General features: G+C 28.1%; 20 protein-coding genes. All 20 read left to right on the top strand.

The window, feature by feature from the left end:
- The first annotated feature begins 13 nt into the window (after positions 1-13).
- The 20 genes from murG to J7G74_RS11850 all read left to right on the top strand — a co-directional run bounded on the left by murG (position 14) and on the right by J7G74_RS11850 (position 20,479).
- Positions 14-1,258 (top strand): undecaprenyldiphospho-muramoylpentapeptide beta-N-acetylglucosaminyltransferase, encoded by a 1,245-nt coding sequence (gene murG / locus J7G74_RS11755; RefSeq protein WP_297135574.1) that lies wholly within the window; start codon positions 14-16, stop codon positions 1,256-1,258.
- A 500-nt stretch (positions 1,259-1,758) separates the two neighbouring features.
- A complete protein-coding gene (locus J7G74_RS11760; protein WP_297135576.1) occupies positions 1,759-2,490 on the top strand; it encodes a cell division protein FtsQ/DivIB in 732 nt (243 codons plus the stop codon).
- 425 nt (positions 2,491-2,915) lie between these two features.
- Positions 2,916-4,091 carry a cell division protein FtsZ gene (gene ftsZ, locus J7G74_RS11765; RefSeq protein WP_297135578.1) on the top strand — a complete coding sequence of 392 codons (1,176 nt, stop codon included), beginning with the start codon at positions 2,916-2,918 and terminating at the stop codon, positions 4,089-4,091.
- A 292-nt stretch (positions 4,092-4,383) separates the two neighbouring features.
- Complete coding sequence (locus J7G74_RS11770; protein WP_297135580.1) at positions 4,384-5,211, top strand: sigma-E processing peptidase SpoIIGA; 828 nt, start codon at positions 4,384-4,386, stop codon at positions 5,209-5,211.
- A gap of 24 nt (positions 5,212-5,235) precedes the next feature.
- Entirely contained in the window at positions 5,236-5,970 is a 735-nt protein-coding gene (gene sigE / locus J7G74_RS11775; RefSeq protein WP_443081657.1) for an RNA polymerase sporulation sigma factor SigE, read from the top strand.
- An 87-nt stretch (positions 5,971-6,057) separates the two neighbouring features.
- The gene (sigG, locus tag J7G74_RS11780) at positions 6,058-6,831 is read left to right on the top strand and encodes an RNA polymerase sporulation sigma factor SigG (protein WP_297135583.1); all 774 of its coding nucleotides are present in this window, start codon (positions 6,058-6,060) and stop codon (positions 6,829-6,831) included.
- 104 nt (positions 6,832-6,935) lie between these two features.
- Positions 6,936-7,199, top strand: coding sequence for a YlmC/YmxH family sporulation protein (locus J7G74_RS11785; protein WP_297135585.1), 264 nt, complete (start codon positions 6,936-6,938; stop codon positions 7,197-7,199).
- A 34-nt stretch (positions 7,200-7,233) separates the two neighbouring features.
- Complete coding sequence (nrdR, locus tag J7G74_RS11790; RefSeq protein WP_297135590.1) at positions 7,234-7,692, top strand: transcriptional regulator NrdR; 459 nt, start codon at positions 7,234-7,236, stop codon at positions 7,690-7,692.
- Positions 7,693-7,695: 3 nt separating this feature from the next.
- Positions 7,696-8,406, top strand: coding sequence for a peptidoglycan editing factor PgeF (gene pgeF / locus J7G74_RS11795; protein ID WP_297135591.1), 711 nt, complete (start codon positions 7,696-7,698; stop codon positions 8,404-8,406).
- A gap of 12 nt (positions 8,407-8,418) precedes the next feature.
- Entirely contained in the window at positions 8,419-9,108 is a 690-nt protein-coding gene (locus tag J7G74_RS11800) for a winged helix-turn-helix domain-containing protein (protein ID WP_297135593.1), read from the top strand.
- A 17-nt stretch (positions 9,109-9,125) separates the two neighbouring features.
- A complete protein-coding gene (locus J7G74_RS11805) occupies positions 9,126-10,409 on the top strand; it encodes a HAMP domain-containing sensor histidine kinase (protein WP_297135594.1) in 1,284 nt (427 codons plus the stop codon).
- 102 nt (positions 10,410-10,511) lie between these two features.
- Positions 10,512-11,453, top strand: coding sequence for a YIEGIA domain-containing protein (locus J7G74_RS11810; protein WP_297135596.1), 942 nt, complete (start codon positions 10,512-10,514; stop codon positions 11,451-11,453).
- 21 nt (positions 11,454-11,474) lie between these two features.
- A complete protein-coding gene (locus tag J7G74_RS11815) occupies positions 11,475-12,407 on the top strand; it encodes a YIEGIA domain-containing protein (protein WP_297135598.1) in 933 nt (310 codons plus the stop codon).
- Positions 12,408-12,608 (top strand): capping complex subunit for YIEGIA, encoded by a 201-nt coding sequence (locus tag J7G74_RS11820; RefSeq protein ID WP_297135601.1) that lies wholly within the window; start codon positions 12,408-12,410, stop codon positions 12,606-12,608.
- A 148-nt stretch (positions 12,609-12,756) separates the two neighbouring features.
- Positions 12,757-14,085 (top strand): DUF512 domain-containing protein, encoded by a 1,329-nt coding sequence (locus tag J7G74_RS11825; RefSeq protein WP_297135603.1) that lies wholly within the window; start codon positions 12,757-12,759, stop codon positions 14,083-14,085.
- 14 nt (positions 14,086-14,099) lie between these two features.
- On the top strand, positions 14,100-15,425 hold the full coding sequence (gene der, locus J7G74_RS11830; RefSeq protein ID WP_297135606.1) for a ribosome biogenesis GTPase Der: 1,326 nt from the start codon (positions 14,100-14,102) through the stop codon (positions 15,423-15,425).
- Positions 15,426-15,443: 18 nt separating this feature from the next.
- Positions 15,444-16,052, top strand: a complete 609-nt coding sequence (gene plsY, locus J7G74_RS11835) for a glycerol-3-phosphate 1-O-acyltransferase PlsY (RefSeq protein ID WP_297135607.1) — start codon at positions 15,444-15,446, stop codon at positions 16,050-16,052.
- 24 nt (positions 16,053-16,076) lie between these two features.
- A complete protein-coding gene (locus J7G74_RS11840; protein ID WP_297135610.1) occupies positions 16,077-17,102 on the top strand; it encodes an NAD(P)H-dependent glycerol-3-phosphate dehydrogenase in 1,026 nt (341 codons plus the stop codon).
- 87 nt (positions 17,103-17,189) lie between these two features.
- Positions 17,190-18,665: a stage IV sporulation protein A gene (spoIVA, locus tag J7G74_RS11845; RefSeq protein ID WP_297135620.1), complete on the top strand. Its 1,476-nt coding sequence runs from the start codon at positions 17,190-17,192 to the stop codon at positions 18,663-18,665.
- Between the two features lie 329 nt (positions 18,666-18,994).
- Entirely contained in the window at positions 18,995-20,479 is a 1,485-nt protein-coding gene (locus J7G74_RS11850; RefSeq protein WP_297135613.1) for an alanine/glycine:cation symporter family protein, read from the top strand.
- The last annotated feature ends 320 nt before the right edge of the window (positions 20,480-20,799 follow it).

Raw genomic sequence — 20,799 nt, forward strand, 5'->3', positions numbered from 1 at the left:
AGGAGATGATAGGATGAAAGTATTACTATCTGGCGGAGGAACAGGAGGTCATGTTTATCCTGCCATAGCAATCGCAAACAAAATAAAAGAAGAAAATCCTGATTGTGAGATATTATTTGTAGGGACGGAAAAAGGTATAGAATCAGAAATTGTTCCTAAGTATGGATATGAATTAAAAACTGTTACAGTACAAGGATTTAGAAGAAAAATAGATTTAGAGAATATAAAAAGAGTTTTTAAACTATGTAAAGGTTTAGAAGAATCTAGAAGAATTGTTAAAAAATTTAAACCGGATATAGTAATTGGGACTGGTGGATATGTTAGTGGACCTGTTCTTTTTAATTCTGCCCTTAGTAAAACTACTACAATAGTTCATGAACAAAACTCTTTCCCAGGAGTAACTAATAAAATATTATCTAAAGTGGTTACAAGAGTTCTTACAAGTTTTGAAGATTCTCATAAAAGATTTCCAGAAGATAGTAGAAATAAATTAGTACTTACAGGAAACCCGGTTAGAAAAGAAATATTGCAATCTAGAAAATCAATATCAAGAAAAAAACTTGGTATAAGTGAAGATAAAAAAATGGTTCTTTGTTACGGTGGTAGTGGTGGATCAAGAAAAATAAATGATGCCATGAAACTTGTAATTAAGAATATGATAGATGAGGATGTAGCATTTATATTTGCAACTGGAAAAGTATACTATGATGAATTTATACAATCTTTAGGTGATATACAATTAAAACCTTATCAAAGAATTATGCCTTATTTAGATAATATGGCAGATGGTTTAGCGGCTAGTGATATAGTAATAGGAAGCGCTGGTGCAATATCTTTAGCAGAAATAACTGCACTTGGTAAGCCATCTATAATAATACCTAAAGCATACACAGCAGAAAATCACCAAGAATATAATGCAAAAAGTATAGAAGCTCAAGGAGCTGGTATTGCCATATTAGAGAAAGAATTGACTCCAGAAAGATTAAATGAAGTAGTATTTAAATTATTAGGAGATAGAGAGCTTTTAATAGATATGTCAAATGCAAGTAAGGCTGCTGGTAAGCCTCAAGCTATTGATGCCATATATGATGAAATAATGGTTGCATATAATGAAAATAAAAAAATAAAATCATCAAAAAAAGTTAGTAAAGTTGAAGATGTTAAAGATAAAAATAAAGATGGTGAAACTATTATAAAAGAAGAAAAAGATAATAGTGAATCTAAAGAAATCAAAACAATTGGAATAAAGAAAAAATAACATATATCCCCTAATCATAATATTTATAAAAAGGAATTTAATATTATGATTAGGGGCATTTTGTATAAATATTATTTATAATGTACTATTGATCGCTGATTCATATACTGTGATAGAGGTATTGGATAGTACTAGATATAAAATTGAAATTGATGATTATGGTTTAATAAATGTGAATTTTTAATAAGCGATATTTACTATGTATAAAGAAGATATGAATATATAGAAAAAAAGCTAAGAAATTTATGCCAAGATATAAAAAGTATAAAAGACCTTTTGGTCTTTTATTTTTTTGAAAAAACTATAATTGCATCTTAGGTAATAAGGTTATTTAATGGTATCTAATTAAAAAATAACAAATTATTTGTAAGAAATAGATTTAATTTGCTAACTAAAAAATTAAAGTTTTGTAGGGATTTACAGGTTGAAGGAAGTATTTAAAATATAAGAGTATTATTAAAATATAATGTTTTATAGTAAAAAAATTAGGGGGTGTGTGCTTGAAAAGGAGAAGGAAAATTAATACACACAAATTAATAGGAATTTTGTTTTTTTCTTTGCTATTAATAATATGCACATGTTTCTTTTTAAATAGTGACTTATTTGATATAAAAGAGGTTGTGATAAAAAATAATGAAAATCTTAGTAAAAAGGAAGTTAATAAGTTATTAAATATTGATAAAGAAAAAAATATATTTTTTTATGATTTAGAGAAATTAGAGAAAAGATTAAAAGAGAACAATTATATAAAAGAGTGCTATATAAAAAGGCAATTACCAAATAAATTAATAGTGGAAATCAAAGAAAAAAATATCATAGGACCTCTATATAATAATAAGTCTTATTGCTATATAGATGATGAAGGAAGGTTAGTTGAAGAAAAAAGAGAATTAGAAGATGATTCATTTCTTATCAATGTAGACTATAGTATAAGAAATGAAAAAATAAGATTTGTTAATAATGATAAAGAAGTCTTATTGAAATTAATGAATACATTAAAGGAAGAGAATATAATTAGGACTTTAAGTACTATTAATCTAAATAGTGTATCTACAATTAATATAAAATGTAAGAGTGGACTTACTATTGATTTAAATAAAGATGATAATATAGATAAAAATATAACTAAGCTAAGCCGAGTATTAGTAGATTTGCAAAGTAGAAAACAAAATTATGGAAAAATTGATTTCACATGTAGTAGTTATATATTATATAAACCTTACTCTAAGTAAAAATATAGAAATTTATTAATACTATAAAATAACTTTGAAGTTATAACTATTCTAAAATGAAATACTCATTGGAAGTTTATAGGATTTATGGATGGAAAATGTTTGCTTATGGTAAAATATAATCAATTTATTGAAATTTTTCATAAAATTAGAAAATATGTATTTTCAAATCCTTATAATTGAGAGTATAATAATATAGAGAATAGAAAGCTTTTATATTATTTTATTTAAAAAGATATTTATCGATGTTATTTGACAATATGATAAGGAAAATAACTATATATAAATCTATATATATATGATATATAAAAGGAAAATAAATATTTTTGTAGAATAAGATAGTTATATGTTAACAAAAATGTTAGATAAAATGATATAATCATAATACATAACTATTTAATGCAAAAGATAGGGAGGTTTAGATAATGAGTAATAATAGAATTGACATAGAAACGGACAACAATAATGCCATTATAAAAGTTATTGGTGTCGGTGGCGGTGGAAATAATGCCGTAAACAGAATGATAAGAGAAGAATTAAAAGGAATAGATTTCATTTCAATAAATACTGATAAGCAAGCTTTATTATCTTCTATGGCCGAAAATCAAGTTCAAATCGGAGAAAAACTAACTAGAGGGTTAGGGGCAGGAGCTAAACCTGAAGTTGGTAAAAAAGCTGCTGAAGAAAGTAGAGAACAAATAGTTAGCTTACTTGAAGGAACGGATATGGTGTTTGTTACTGCAGGTATGGGTGGAGGTACTGGAACAGGTGCGGCACCAATAGTTGCAAAGTTAGCAAAAGAAATGGGGATTCTTACTGTAGGGGTTGTAACTAAACCTTTTGGATTTGAAGGGAAGGTAAGAATGAAAAATGCTGAAGAAGGTATAAAAGAGTTAAAAGCTAGTGTAGATACACTAATAACTATACCTAATGATAGATTATTACAAATAGTACAAAAAAATACTTCTATGGTAGATGCATTCTCTATAGCAGATAATGTGTTAAAACAAGGTATACAATCAATATCTGACTTAATCAAAATGCCAGGTCTTATAAACTTAGACTTTGCCGATGTAACTTCTATAATGAAGGATAAAGGTTTAGCGCATATGGGAATCGGTATAGCTAGTGGGGAGAATAGAGCTATAGAAGCAGCTAAAGAAGCTATACAATCACCACTTCTTGAAACTTCTATAAAAGGAGCTAAAGGGGTATTACTTAATGTTGCTGGTGGAGGAAATTTAACATTATTCGAAGCTAATGCTGCATCAAGCTTAGTAACAGAATCATGTGATCCAGAAGCTAATATAATATTTGGTACTTCTATAAGAGAAGATTTAGGTGAAGAAATTGCTATAACTGTTATAGCAACAGGATTTGAAACTAATCCATCACAAGGGTTTGAAGATTCTTTTAAAAATAGAGGAATGAATAGACCTTCTGAAACAATAAGTAAAAAAGTTGAAGAAGAAGTAGCTGTTGCTAAAGAAGAAAAAGTGCAAGAACCGGTAGAAGTTAAAAAAGTTCATACATCTCATACTAATGATTTGGATGATGATTTACCACCAATACCTGTTTTTTTAAGAAGAAATAGAAAATAGCATATTTACATAAAAATAAGAAGCCTAGGCTTCTTATTTTTGTTATAATACTAAATTATTATGCATATTATTAAATATAAAGAAAGATATGTAATTATGCCAAAATAGTTTTAATAACTATTTATTATACTGATTAAAAAAGTTATATATTATTATTTGAAAAAAGAAAAGAAAGAATCTTTTCTTTTTTTGTGTTTTTTTATAATAAACTTATTCCTATTCGACTGTTAAAACTGACATATTATTTTTTTTTACTGACTTATAATATATACATGAAAAGGGGGCGTAAATAATGTATCTAGATATCTACATTATTGAAAACCTATTAATAAATTATATTATTATAAGTTGTACATCTGTGCTTATAAAAAATCCAAATGGTTTTATAAGGAAAATAATAGGAGCAATTATAGGGACTATATATTCAGTAATATATCTGTTTCCAAGGATGCATTTTTTTTACACACTACCTTCAAAAACAATTTTTATTATAACTATAGGACTTATATCTTTTATTTACACAGATAGAAAAGGTTTATTAAAAGTACTTACTAGTTTCATCTTAGTTAATATTTTTATTTGTGGAAGTACATATTTTATAATTTATTTTACGGGTATAAGCGACTTAAAAATTTCATTTATAATAATATGCACATATATAAGTTGTCAGTTATTAAAGAAAATATATTCGGACATTACATTAATTAATCATATTAAGGAATTTACAAAGGATATAACAATAAGTTTATTAGGAGAAGAATTAAAGTGTGTTGCTCTTTTGGATAGTGGAAATTTATTAAAAGATCCAATAAGTAAAAGTGATGTGATTATGGTAAATTCTAATATTTTAAAAAAATATTTACCTGAAAACTATAATTATGAAAGTGTAGATATCCTTTTAACAGAAAAAATTATTAATAACTTAAGTGAGGATATATCAGCTCGTGTGAGAATAATACCATATAATCATGCTACTAGTAGCAAAACAAGCATGATACTAGGTGTTAAGGCAGATTATATACTTGTAGATAATAAAAAGATAGGCAATATTATACTTGGTATATCAAATTTTACTGATGAAAATTATAATGCCATATTAAATCCAAGTATAATTTGTTAGGTCTAAAAATGGGGAGGGTTACAATTGAAATTAACAATAATTAAGATTAAATGTAAAGTCAGTTCGTGGTTAGTAAATATAGGTATAAAACTAGGCATAATAAAGACTAATGGTATGTATTATATGGGCGGTGTAAACATACTGCCTCCACCATTGAAGCCTGAAGATGAAAAGTTATTAATTGATAAGTTGGAAAAAGATGAAAGTGTAAAATCAATATTGATAGAGAGAAATTTAAGATTAGTAGTATATATTTCAAGGAAATTTGAAAATACAGGTATAGATGTGGAGGATTTAATATCAATTGGTACTATTGGTCTTATAAAAGCTGTTAATACTTTTAAATCTAATAAAAATATAAAATTAGCTACTTATGCATCTAGATGTATAGAAAATGAAATATTAATGTACCTTAGAAAAAATAACAAGAAAAAAGTAGAGGTGTCATTTGATGAACCATTAAATACAGATTTAGATGGAAATGAGTTATTACTGTCAGATGTATTAGGAACAGAAAATGATGAGATATATAAGATAATTGAAGAAGAAATAGATAAGAACTTATTGTTCATGGCTTTGGATAAACTATCAGATAGAGAAAAGCAAATTATGGAATTGAGATTTGGACTAACTACTAGAGGAAATGAAAAAACACAAAAGGAAGTTGCTAACATCCTTGGTATATCTCAATCCTATATTTCTAGATTAGAAAAGAAAATTATTAGTAGGTTAAAAAAGGAAATGAAAAAATTTGTATAATTTAAATAATATCTCAATGAAAGTATAAAAATATATGATATGTAAATAATTTCATATAAAGAATCTTTTAAGAGAGGACTGAAACTTATGCAAATTAATAAGGTTGAAATCTGCGGTGTTAATACATCAGAACTGCCAGTTCTTAAAAATAATCAGATGATGGAATTACTAGTCAGAATAAAGGCAGGTGATGAGGAGGCTAGACAGCAGTTTGTTAGAGGAAATTTAAGGTTAGTTCTAAGTATCATTCAGAAATTTAACAATAGAGGAGAAAATATTGACGACTTATTTCAAATTGGATGTATCGGTCTTATAAAAGCTATTGATAATTTTGATTTAAGTCAAAATGTAAGATTTTCAACTTATGCAGTTCCTATGATAATAGGTGAAATAAGAAGATATTTAAGAGACAATAATCCTATTAGAGTGAGCAGATCTCTAAAAGATATTGCTTATAAGGCCCTTCAAGTGAGAGAAAGATTAATTAGAAGTAATTCAAAGGAACCGACGGTTTCAGAAATAGCAAAAGAACTAGAGCTTGATGTAGAATCAGTTGTTATGGCACTAGATGCAATACAAGATCCAATATCTTTATATGATCCGGTATATCAAGATAATGGTGATGCTATATTTGTTTTAGATCAAGTGCAAGATAAAAAGGATACAGATGAACATTGGCTTCAAGAAATAGCATTGAAAGAAGCAATTAAAAAATTAAATAGTAGAGAAAAGCTTGTTTTAGATTTGAGATTTTATAAAGGACGTACTCAAATAGAAGTAGCAGATGAAATAGGTATATCTCAAGCTCAAGTTTCACGTATAGAAAAAAATGCTTTAAAAAATATGAGAAAATATATTTAAATTTGCATTTGGAAAAAATCCTTAGTATAAGAATACTAAGGATTTTTTTGCATAGAAATATTAAGAGTATATTTTTTTTGTATTTTTAAGGAGGATGTTATAATATGATAAGAGTATCTGATATAATGGATAAAGAAATAATCAATGTGAAAAATGGAAAGAGAATGGGATTTATTACAGACATAGATATAGATGTAAATGAAGGTAGAGTAATATCTTTTTCTACAACTGGAGATGGAGGAGGATTTTTTTCTAGAGGTATTGACATGAATATGATATTTTGGAATGATATATTTAAAATAGGTTGTGACACAATAATAGTAAATATAGGTTCTGAAAAAAGATTCGATATTGAGGAGATAAGATAAAATTATAAATTTATATAAACTAAGGAGGAAGAATATGCAATGTCCTTATTGTAACTATAAAGAATCTAAAGTGGTAGATTCAAGACATACAGATAGTAAATCTATTAGAAGAAGAAGAGAGTGTGAAGCTTGTAAAAAAAGATTCACAACTTATGAAACAATAGAAACAACACCAGTGATGGTAGTAAAGAAAGATAATACTAGAGAATATTTTGATAGAGAAAAAATAAAAAATGGTATCATTAAATCTTGTGAAAAAAGGCCTGTATCAGTTGATCAAATTGAAGATGTGGTATCTTATATTGAAAATGAAATTAACAAGAATTATATGACTGAGGTAGAAACAAGATTAATTGGTGAAATGATAATGGACAAACTAAAAGATATTGACGAAGTATCTTATGTTAGATTTGCTTCAGTTTATAGACAGTTTAAAGATATTAATACTTTTGTAAATGAGTTAAAAACAATATTAATGGAAAAGGGCAAATAAAAAATGGAAGATTACATAAAAATAGATAGGATAAATGAAGAATTAGATTTTGTAAATTTAGTTATAACAACCACGAACATTGATGCAAAAAATGAGGATGATTTATTTAAAGCTTTTAAAGAAGATGAATTTAATTTAATAAACTTAACAAGAAATTCACAAATCCACTCAAGTATAGTTAATAAAATTGACAAAGAAAATATAGGTCAAAGAGTTGATGGAGATGCTTTAATTACAAATATTAAAGAAGTTCCTTTATTAATCTTAACAGCAGACTGTGTTCCTGTTGTTATTATAGATCCTAAAAATAAAGCTATAGGTGTTGCACATGCTGGATGGAGAGGTACTTATGATAAAATAGCTCAAAAAACAATAGATGAAATGGTTAAAAGTTATAATACTAATCCTGAAGATTTAGTATGTGTAATTGGACCATCTATTGGCCCTTGTTGTTATGAAGTATCTAAAGATCTTGTTGAAAAATTTAACATAAATTTAGCAAATTATGATGAAAAATTCGATATAATAAGAGATAATAAATATTATTTAGATTTATGGAAGATTAATGAACTTACATTAAAAGATTGTAAAGTTAAAGAAGAAAATATAATTAATCTTCAAATTTGTACTAATTGTAATCATGAAAAATTTTATTCTTATAGAAAACATAATAAAACATCAAAGAGAATAGGAACCATGATACAAATTAGATAGGGAGGAATAATGATGAAAACAAAGATTCTTGTAATAGATGATGAAGAACATATAGTAGAACTTTTACAATTTAACCTAGAAACATCGGATTATATTGTAGACTATTCTTATGATGGTTTTGATGGTTTCTTGAAAGCAAAAGAAATGAAACCGAATTTAATACTTTTAGATTGGATGTTACCAAATATAAGTGGTATTGATGTTTTAAAAAAAATAAGAGAAGATAAAGATTTAAAACATATACCTGTTATCATGCTTACAGCAAAGAATATGGAAAGTGATAAAGTAGAAGGTTTAATAGGTGGAGCAGATGACTATATCACAAAACCATTTAGTATAAAAGAGTTACTAGCAAGAATTAGTTCAGTTTTAAGAAGATATAGTATGAGTACATCTAGAGAAGGAGATATTTTAACTGTAAAAGATGTAAAATTAGATCTTATAAAGCATGAGGTTACTAAAGGTGGACAAAAATTAGATTTAACTTTAAAAGAATTTGATTTATTAAAAATACTACTTCAAAATAAAGGAAAAGTTTTATCTAGAAACTTTTTATTAGATAAAATCTGGGGATATGAATTTTATGGTGAAACAAGGACTGTAGATGTTCATATCAGATATTTAAGAAAGAAAATAGAAACAGCAGATAGTAATGAAAAATATATTGAAACTATTAGAGGTATAGGATATAAAATAGAGTAATGATTGGAGATTAAGACATGGAACCTATTAGTAGTATTTACTTTTTTTTTATGTTAGCAGCTGCTAGTATAGCAATACTACTATTTAGATATACATTAACTTTAAGAAGATTTTTAAAGAGTTTTATAAAATTATCTAAAAAAGTAAGTAATAAAGAATTTCATAGTAGATTGCAAACATCGGCTAGAGGTGAGTTGGGGGAACTTAGTAGAAATTTTAATTTTATGATGGAGACTATGGAAAATACTATTGAAGAAGTTGAATACAAGCATCTTCAGTTAACATCAGTTTTAAAAAGTATATCTCATGGGATATTAGTAATAGACATATATGGTAATGTTATATTGATAAATGATGAGGCTAGAAAAATAATAAAAAGTAAAACTAGAGGAAATGAAGAAGGCAAGAATATTAAACAGGTTATAAATGTAGAGGCAATTTTAAAAGAAATAGAAAGATATGTAGGAAGCAAAGAGAGTGAAAATAATAATTTGACACTGGAAGATGAAACTGTTTATAAAATAAAAATAGACCCTGTATATCTACAAAACTCTAAAAATGCCATTATAGGCTCTATTATTAATATTGAAGATATAACAGAAATAGTTAAATTAGAAAATATGCGTAAAGATTTTGTTGCTAATGTTAGTCATGAATTAAAAACTCCTTTAACTTCAATTAATGGATTTGTAGAAACATTAACAATGAATGAAAATTTAGATGTAGATAAAAGAAATAGATTTTTAGCCATAATAAAAAAAGAATCAGATAGATTAAAGAGATTAATAGAGGATATATTATTACTTTCTTCTATTGAAAATAAAAACAATTTAGTTACGGAAAATATTTTATTATATGATGTTTTTAAAGAAGTTTATGAAATGATAAACTATATTGCAAAAGATAAAAATATAAATATTTCTTATAACTTTGAAGATGAAAAAATTGTAGTAGAAGCATATGGAGATTATATTAAACAATTATTCTTGAATTTAATTGATAATGCAGTTAAATATACTCCACCGGGCGGAGAAGTAACAATAAATCAATATACAAAATATGATGAGATAGTAATAGAAATTATAGATAATGGTATTGGTATACCTAAAGAAGATATAGATAAGATATTCCAAAGATTTTATAGAGTAGATAAAGCAAGAAGTAGATCTGTAGGAGGTACAGGACTAGGTCTTGCTATAACAAAACATATAGTAAACTCCTTAAAAGGAAGAATCTGCGTAGAAAGTGAATTCCAAAAGGGTAGTAAGTTCATAGTTACATTACCGAAAAAAATTTCCTAGATTAATAGGGAATTTTTTTTTGTTTTTGCACAAACTAAATTTATAAAATTTTAATTAAAAATTAAAGTTTAACTATATAAACTATTAGGAGGATTTAGACTTATGAATGATAGTCAAATAAATGATACTTTATTTAGACAGGCCTTTATAGCAGCTATGATTATTGGTACCTTGTGCAGATTTTTCTTATTAAGAGTTAAAGATAATCAATATCCTACAACACCACAAGATTACATAGAACAAATAATAATTGCCTCTCTTGCAGCTTCACTTGGTGCTGTAGCTTTTCCTGCACTTATAGATAAGGAATTTTCAGCATTAACATTTTTAGCAGTAGGAATACAACAATTTCAAGGTTTAGCACAACAAGAAAAAATAACTTTAGAAAATACGGACTCAGATGAATTGGTGAGCAAAGGAGAGCCATATATTGATACAATAGCCACTACATATGAAGTAAGAAGTTATGTAAGTCTGTTTTCAGCACTAATTGCTTCCATAATATATATTTATATAGCTAGAAAATATGATGCTGATGCTTTGATTTGTACTATTTTTGCTACACTTGGAGGTATTATAGTAGCTCTTATATTTAGAAGAGCGCTAATACGAAGTAGTATAAAAGATGTGGCAGATATTTATCCTGCTAAAATTTTATTTGATGGTCCTTTATTAAAGGTAAATGATGTAGTAATGACAAATATTGGTCTAAAAGATACTAGAAAAAAATATATGGAAAAAGGAATAGCTATAGAAATAGTTCCTAAGGATATGTCTGGTTTTGGAATAATAAATGATATTGGGCAACAAAGGGCGATTATGCATAATATTTACCTGCATATGGGAATAGATAAAGATGTTGATGAAAGAGATATAAAGACAATAGCAAGGACCAATTTAGATAGAAAATCAGTAGTAATTGTTACAATTCCTTTATTAAGGGATGAAGTAAAACTTATCCAAGTTGCAGAAAGTGCACCTGTATTAGATACGGCTAAGGGAAAACAAAGTGCGTATAAGAAAAAAGCCGTATTTTTTAAATAAGTGATTAAAAGAGGTGATTAAATGGATAAAATATTTTTTATAGGAATTATAATAGGAGTTATTTCAAGATTAATAATGTTAAACTTGGATCAAAAGCAATATCCAACACATCCTAATATATTAGCATCACAAATTGTACTTGCTTTTGTTGCATCGTCATTAGGTGCATTATTAATACCTGCTCTTATAGAGAGGTCTTATACATCTATTACTTTTTTATCTTTAGCAGCAGAGCAATTTAGACAAGTGAGAAGTAATAGAAGAGATACTTTAGAAAGTTTAGAAGGAACACAATTAGTCACGAGAGGGAATTCTTTTATAGAAGAAATAAGTAGAACCTACGAGATAAGAAACTATATGTGTATTGTAACTTCATTTTTGACTGTTTCAATTTTTTATGTACTAACTGGTGAATTTAAAATGCTTGAAAACTTAGCAATATTAATTAGTACATTAAGTGGCCTAGTAATTGCATTTATATTTAGAAAACTTCTGTCAAGACAAAGTATAGGAGATATAGCAGAAGTATCAATAGTAGACATAAAATTTGTTGATGAAACTATACTACAAGTAGGCAGTTTAAAAGGAATAACAAATGTGGCTTTAAAAAAAGATAGAGATAGATATTTAAAAGAAGGTATAGGAATAGAAATAAGACCTAAAAATAATAGTTATAGCAATGCGTCGATTATTTCACAGCCTGGTCAAAGGCAGGCCATATGCTATAATCTTTATTCTCGACTTGGAGTATTAAGAGAAGTAAATGAACCAGCTTTTTCTCCTATACCAAGAATCGATCCTAATACACACTGTGTATTGATGGCATTTATACCAATGGTAAAAGATAAAAGGAAAGTTATTGAAGCTGTAAAATCATGTCCTATACTTGCTACTTCAAGAGGCAAAAATTTAGCTTTAAAAAATATGAGTATATTAGGAAAGGAAAATGAGTAAATGGGAAAAGATGTGGGTATTAATTCATATACATTAGCTGTTATTACAACTGATAAAAATATGAATACAGTAGGAGGATGTCCTATTTTTTATGCAAATGATGATGATGATCTACAAAATAAAGCTATGTTAATGGCAAAATGTGTAGATGGTATGGTACATCAAATATCGGATGAAGTTTTAATAGTGGTAAGACATTAGGGTACCTTAAATGGGTACCTTTTTGTATATAAATCTAATTTAGTATAGATACAAGTTGACTAATTTTTTAAAATTAGGTATGATAAGATGATGTATTTACATCTATAATTAGATAATACATTTATTTAGAAAAGTGGTGAATTATAAGATGGAAGTTAATGTAAAAAATATAAATAATTTAATTAGTAACGTTTATAAAGGTAGTATAGCTGATGAAATAGGTATAGAAATAGGAGATATACTTTTATCAGTAAATGGTGAAAGAGTTGAAGATATAATTCAATATAAGTTTTTGATAAGTGATGAATATATTGAGTTAGAAATTCAAAAGAAAAACGGTAGAGTTTATTTATATGAAATTGAAAAAGATTATGATGAGGAGTTAGGAATAGAATTTACTAACCCAATAATAGATAAAGCAAAGAGTTGTAGAAATAAATGTGTATTTTGCTTTATAGATCAACTTCCTAAAGGAATGAGAGAAACTCTTTATTTCAAAGATGATGACTCAAGACTATCATTTCTACAAGGTAACTTTGTTACTTTAACTAATATGAGCGAAGATGATATAAATAATATAATAAGATATAGAATTAGCCCTATAAATATTTCTGTACATACAACAAATCCTGAACTAAGAAGAAAAATGATTAATAATAAATTTGCAGGAAAGTTAATTGATACAATGAGAAGATTAGCAGATGCAGGAATAGAGATGAATGCTCAGATAGTATTATGTCCAGGATATAATGACAAAGAAGAGTTGGAAAGAACTTTAGAAGATTTAGCTAGCCTTAGTCCATATGTTCATAGTGCTGCTATAGTTCCAGTAGGAATTACTAGATACAGGGATAATCTTGCTAAACTTGATATATTCGATGAAAAAAGTGCAGGAGAAACTATTGACCAAGTTCATAAGCTTCAGGAAAAATATCTTAAAAAATTAAAGACAAGATTTGCATTTTTATCTGATGAGTTTTATATTATTGCAAAAAGGCCATTATTAAAATATGATGAGTATGAAGGTTTTGTTCAGTTTGAAGATGGTGTTGGAATGATAACTAAGATGGGAACTGAAATTGTTAAATATTTAGATACTATAACAGGTGAAAGATTAAACAAAACAAAAAAAGTTTCTATAGCAACAGGAAAGTCTGCATACGAGTTTATGTGTCGTATGGCTGATTTAATAATGGACAAGTTCAAAAATATTGAAATTAATGTATATAGAATAAAAAATAATTTCTTTGGTGAAACAATAACAGTAAGTGGTCTTTTAACGGCTACTGATTTAATTGACCAATTAAAAGATGAGGACTTAGGAGAAACTTTATATATAACTAGGTCTATGATGAAAGCTGATGAAGAAATTTTCTTAGATAATATAACTTTAAAAGAATTAGAAGAAAAATTAAATGTTGAAGTCATGCCATGTAATAATGAAGGAGTCGACGTGGTAGACAAAGTAACTAAATAGGAAGGAGAATTAATATGGATAATAGACCCATAGTTGCAGTAGTGGGAAGACCAAATGTTGGTAAATCTACTCTGTTCAATAAATTAGCAGGAAAAAGAATATCTATAGTAGAAGATACACCAGGTGTTACTAGAGATAGAATATTTACAGAGGTAGAATGGTTAAACAAATATTTTACCTTAATAGATACAGGAGGGATTGAGCCTGAAAATGACGATATAATATTAACTCAAATGAGAAACCAAGCAATGCTTGCTATGGATATGGCTCATGTAATAGTATTTGTTGTCGATGGTAAAAGTGGAATCACTTCTGCAGATAGAGAAGTAGGTTTAATGTTAAGAAAGACTAATAAACCAGTAATATTAGCAGTTAACAAAATAGATAACATGAATTTAGTAGATAATATTTACGATTTTTATGAATTAGGACTAGGAGAGCCTCATCCAATATCAAGTGCTAACAGTATGGGACTTGGAGATTTATTAGATGAAATAGTTGAGAACTTTCCAGAAGGATTAAATACAGAGTATAACGAAGATATAATAAGAGTTGCTATAACAGGGAAACCTAATGCAGGTAAGAGTTCAATACTTAATAAAATATTAGGAGAAGATAGAGTTATAGTAAGTCCAATAGCTGGTACTACTAGGGATGCAGTTGATACATACTTTGAAAAAGGTGATCAACAATATCTTTTAATAGACACAGCTGGAATTAGAAGAAAAAGTAAAGTATATGAGAGGGTTGAGAAGTTCTCAGTACTTAGATCTATGAGTGCAGTATCTAGGGCAGATGTTGTTTTAATAGTTATAGATGCTACTCAAGGTGTTACAGAACAAGATACAAAAGTTGCTGGTATAGCACATGAAGAAGGTAAAGGATGTATATTTGTAGTAAATAAATGGGACTTAATAGAGAAAGACAATAAAACATTAGGAAATTATACTAATGAAATAAGAGATATGTTCCCATTCATGAATTATGCTCCTATACTATTTGTATCAGCAGTAACTAACCAAAGAATGAATAAAATATTAGACACTGTAGATAAAATAGCAGCAGAACATTCTAAACGTATAAGTACTTCACAATTAAATGATGTTATAGGTGAAGCTGTTATGCTTAATCAACCACCATCAGATAAAGGTAAGAGACTTAAGATTTATTATGGTGCTCAAACAGGGGTTAAACCACCTAAAATTACTTTATATATTAACAACAAAGATTTAACTCACTTCTCTTATCAAAGATACTTAGAAAATAAGATAAGAGAAAACTTTGGATTTGAAGGAACATCAATGCAATTTGAATATAAGGAAAAAGATAGAAAGAGATAAGATCTTTAGGGGGTTAATATGTTAACTTATTTGATTATAATTATAATTGCCTATTTACTTGGTAATATATCAACTTCTTATATAATCGGAAAAAGAATTGCTGGAGTTGATATACGAACTCAAGGCTCTGGTAATGCTGGTTCTACAAATGTTTTAAGAACACTTGGAAAAAAAGCAGGAGCGCTTACTTTTGGAGGAGATGTGTTAAAAGGTTTTATAGCCGTATGGATTGCTAAAATGATTGCATATGTAGTACATGTTGATGTTACTACATGTGCTTACTTAGCTGTCGTAGCTGTAGTGCTTGGACATAACTATCCTGCCTTTCTTGGATTTAAAGGTGGTAAAGGAGTAGCAACCTCTTTAGGTTCAATGCTTGCAATGAACCCAGTAATAGCATTAGCTTGTTTAGGTTTTTTCATTATAATAGTAGCATTAACTAAATATGTATCTTTAGGTTCAATACTTGGCATTGGATTGTCACCAATATTAATGCTAATAAATCATAATATTAAGGGAGTGTGGGTAACCTTATTTTTAACAATATCCGTTGCTTATACTCATAAAGAAAATATTAAAAGACTTTTAAATGGCAATGAGAGAAAAATTGGAGAAAAGAAAAACTAAATTACTATATTAGGTGGTGTTTTTATGGAAAAAATGTGTGTTATAGGTGCTGGAAGTTGGGGGAGTGCACTTGCACTTAGTCTTTATAAAAATGGGCACGAAGTACATATGTGGACAAGAGATGTTGATCAAGTTGAAGAAATCAATGAAACTAGACAAAATAGTAAATTCTTACCAGGAATAATTTTCCCAGATGATTTAATTGTATCTAATCACTTAGAAGAAGTAATTAAAAATAGTAAAATAGTTGTACTTGCTGTACCATCTCAAGCTATAAGAAGTATATGTAGACAGATTAAGCCATTTATAAAAAAAAATCAGATAATAGTAGATGTTGCTAAAGGTCTGGAAAAAGGAACTGGACTTAGATTATCTGAAGTGGTTAAAGAAGAATTACCATATAATCCATATGTAACTTTATCAGGTCCATCTCATGCAGAAGAAGTATCTAAATTTATGCCAACAACACTAGTTGCAGCCTGTGAAGAGATAAAATATGCAGAGGAAGTTCAAGATGCATTTATGAGTCCTTCTTTGAGAGTTTATACTAATCCTGATATAGTAGGAGTAGAACTTGGTGGAGCATTGAAAAATATAATTGCATTTGGTGCTGGAATGTGTGATGGTCTTGGATATGGGGATAATACTAAAGCTGCACTTATGACAAGAGGCATAAGTGAAATAGGTAGACTTGGTGTCGCAATGGGAGCTAGTGTTAATACATTTACAGGTCTTGCTGGAATTGGAGATTTAATAGTTACTTGTACAAGTATGCACAGTAGAAATAGAAGGGCTGGTATATTAATGGGACAAGGAAAAAGTCTTGAAGAAACATTAGAGGAAGTACAAATGGTAGTAGAAGGAATAACAGCTACTGAAGTTGCATATAAAGTATCAAGAGAATTAAATATTGATATGCCTATTACAGAAGCTATATATTCAGTTTTATACAATGGTGCCAATCCTAATGAGGCTGTATTAGATCTTATGACAAGATCTAAAAAACATGAAATGGAAGAAACGGTTAATAATGGATTATTCCAAAACTAATTTTTATTTAATAAGGACAAATATATATGAATAAAAGGTTCCCTCCTGAAATATAATTAACTAAGAAATTATATGCAGGAGGGAATTATTATGAACAATATATATGAAGACATTGCGAAAAGAACTCAAGGCGACATATATATAGGGGTTGTTGGGCCTGTAAGAACAGGAAAATCAACTTTTATAAGAAGATTTATGGAAAACCTTGTGTTACCTAATATAGAAAATGACTTTAAAAGGGAAAGAACAAAAGATGAAATACCTCAAAGTGGTTCTGGTAAAACTATAATGACAGTTGAGCCTAAATTTGTTCCAGCTGATGGTGTTGAAATAAAAATTAAAGATACTGTATCTCTAAAAGTCAGAATGGTAGACTGCGTAGGATACATAGTTGATGGAGCACTAGGTCATGAAGAAGATGGGAAACAAAGACTAGTGTCTACACCGTGGTCAAAAGAAGCTATGAGTTTTGAAAAGGCGGCAGAAATAGGAACTAAAAAAGTTATAAAGGATCATTCAACAATAGGAATTGTTATTATAACAGATGGTTCTGTTACAGGCATAGATAGAAGTAATTATGTAATACCAGAAGAAAGAGTAATAAGAGAATTGAAATCTTTGAAAAAACCATTTGCTATTGTTTTAAATACGAAACATCCAAAAAGCGAAGATACAAAGTATTTAAGAAATGATTTGCAAGAAAAATATCAAACTCCAGTAATACCTATGGATGTTGATAAAATGGATGAAAATGATATTGAAGAAGTAATGGAAACTGTATTATATGATTTTCCTCTAGCTGAAATAAGAATAAATTTACCAGACTGGGTTGAAGGTTTATCTAATAATCATTGGATTAAGACGAATATCATAAATACTCTAAAAGAAGGTATAGCCTCTATTAATAAAATTAGAGATATTAATGATGTTATCCAAGGATTTAATAACCTACCATTTTTAGAAGAATGTGAAGTAGATGATGTCAGTCTAGGAGAAGGTATTATTAATATTGATTTATGTACAAAACAAGAGTTATTCTATGAAATATTAGAAGAACAAAGTGGATTTAAGATTGAAGGAGATTGTCAATTACTTAATCTGCTTACTAAATTATCTAGAATTAAAAATGAATATGAGAAGGTAGAAAGTGCTCTACATGATGCTAGAACCTTAGGTTATGGAGTAGTATCACCATCATTAGATGAACTTACTTTAGAACAACCAGAGAAGTTTAAGCAAGGAAAACAATATGGAATTAAGTTAAAAGCTAATGCACCTTCACTTCATATAATAAAAGCTGATGTATCAACTGAAGTATTTCCAATAATGGGTAATCAAAACCAAGGAGACGAAATGATTCAAACTCTTCTTGAAGAATTTGAAAATAATCCAGATGCTCTTATGGAGCAAAATATGTTCGGTAAATCATTAAATGATTTAGTAAAAGAACAACTACAAAGCAAATTATATACTATGCCTGAAGAAATCAGATGCAAAATACAAAAAACTCTTCAGAAAATTATAAATGAAGGAAGTATGAATATAATAACAATTTTATTATAAGAGTTAAATTTTTATTATATATTAAAAAAATAAATAAATTTTTAGGATAAAAAGACTAAATTACTTAAATGTTATAGTGATTTTAGTCTTTTTCTTTTTTTAAAAAGAAATTTACATAATTATCAGAAAATTTACGAATATGAAAGGTGTTTTGTAAATTATATAGAATTTTATTATTTAAGAGGATTCAGAGGTGTTTTTTTAATTGATTCTAGTTATAAAATTCAATATTAAAAATATAATGAATTATAAACATCTTTGTTATTATTCAATTTACCTCATCGGTATATTAATTTTTAGGGATCAAATTTATATTTAGGAGGGGTTTTATGGAAAACATTGTAAATGCAGTCAATGGTGTAGTATGGAGTAACTGGCTAGTTTATTTATGTTTAGGTGCAGGAGTTTATTTCTCTATAAGAACAAGATTTTCTCAAATTAGAAATCTCAAAGAAATGGTGCACCTATTATTTTCAGGTGAAAAATCTGAGCAAGGTATTTCATCTTTCCAAGGTTTCTGTACAGCATTAGCTGGGCGCATAGGAACTGGTAATATAGCAGGTGTTGCTACAGCTATAGCTTGGGGTGGTCCAGGAGCCTTATTCTGGATGTGGGTTATAGCATTCTTAGGAGCAGGTTCGGCGTTTGCAGAATCTACATTAGGACAATTATACAAAGAAGAGCATGAAGGTCAATACTGTGGTGGTCCAGCATATTATATAGAAAAAGGATTTGGGCAAAAAGGATGGGCAAAAGTATATGGAATGGCTTTTGCTATAGTCACACTTTTAGCAATGGGGATATTAATGCCAGGTGTTCAATCTAACTCCATAGCAGTATCTATTGATAATGCATTTGGATTGAATACAACAACTACTGGTATAGCATTAGTTATTTTAGTTGGTATAGTAATATTTGGTGGTATTAAAAGAATCGGTTCAACAGCTGAATTTGTAGTTCCTTTTATGGGAGCAGCATATATTTTAATGGCAGTTATAATAATTATAGTTAATATAGGTCATTTACCAGAAGTTATAGCTACAATATTTAAATCGGCATTTGCACTTGAACCAACTTTTGCTGGTATAATAGGTTCTACTATAGCTTGGGGTGTAAAACGTGGGGTATACTCTAATGAGGCTGGTCAAGGAACAGGTCCACAAGCATCTTCAGCAGCAGAAGTATCTCATCCTGCTAAACAAGGTTTTGTTCAAGCATTTTCAGTATATGTTGACACATTATTTGTCTGTTCAGCAACTGGATTTATGATATTAATGACTGATAATTACACTACTTTTAATGAAGCAACTGGAGAGATTATATATAATGCAGGACCACAATATACTGTTGACCAAATAGGTCCAGCTTATACTCAAGGTGCAGTCAATACTTTAATAGATGGATTTGGAGCAGCCTTTGTTGCTATAGCATTATTCTTCTTTGCATTTACTACATTGATGGCTTATTACTATATAGCTGAAGTTAACTTAAATTATATGATTAAGAGGTTAACTGGTAAAGGAAATAAGATGGCGACTCACGTATTAAAAGTTGTAATGCTAGGAATGATATTCTTTGGATGTGTTAAGAGTGCAGGGCTTGCATGGACAATGGGTGATATAGGTGTTGGATTAATGGCATGGTTAAATATAGTAGCTATATTACTACTATCTAATATAGTTATGAAATGTTTCAACGATTATGAAAGTCAACTAAAATCTGGTAAAAAGAGTGAAGATATTACCTTTGACCCAGAGCCACTTGGTATAAAAGGTGCAGATTTTTGGGAAAATTTAAAAAAATCGAAAATTTAAGATTATAAATTTTAATATAATAGAGATGGTTCTTGATTTTTCAAGGACCATTTTTAATATAGTGAGTAATTATAATTTATACGAATTATAGATAATTTATGATTTTGACTAATGAATTTAAACTCTTTTGCTAGCATATAATTAAGCAAGTGACGAAATCATTGGCGAAATGAATAATAATATCCATCTGGTAGTTTAAGTGAATAAAATTTATATATATAGAAAAACAATTTATTATATATATTAACTATATATAAACTCAGTATACTAAGGTAAATTTTAATTCCTGGGAAATTATATTTTATAATGCATGTAAAAAC

Source organism: Terrisporobacter sp. (genome assembly GCF_017888745.1).
Classification (GTDB): Bacteria; Bacillota; Clostridia; order Peptostreptococcales; family Peptostreptococcaceae; genus Terrisporobacter.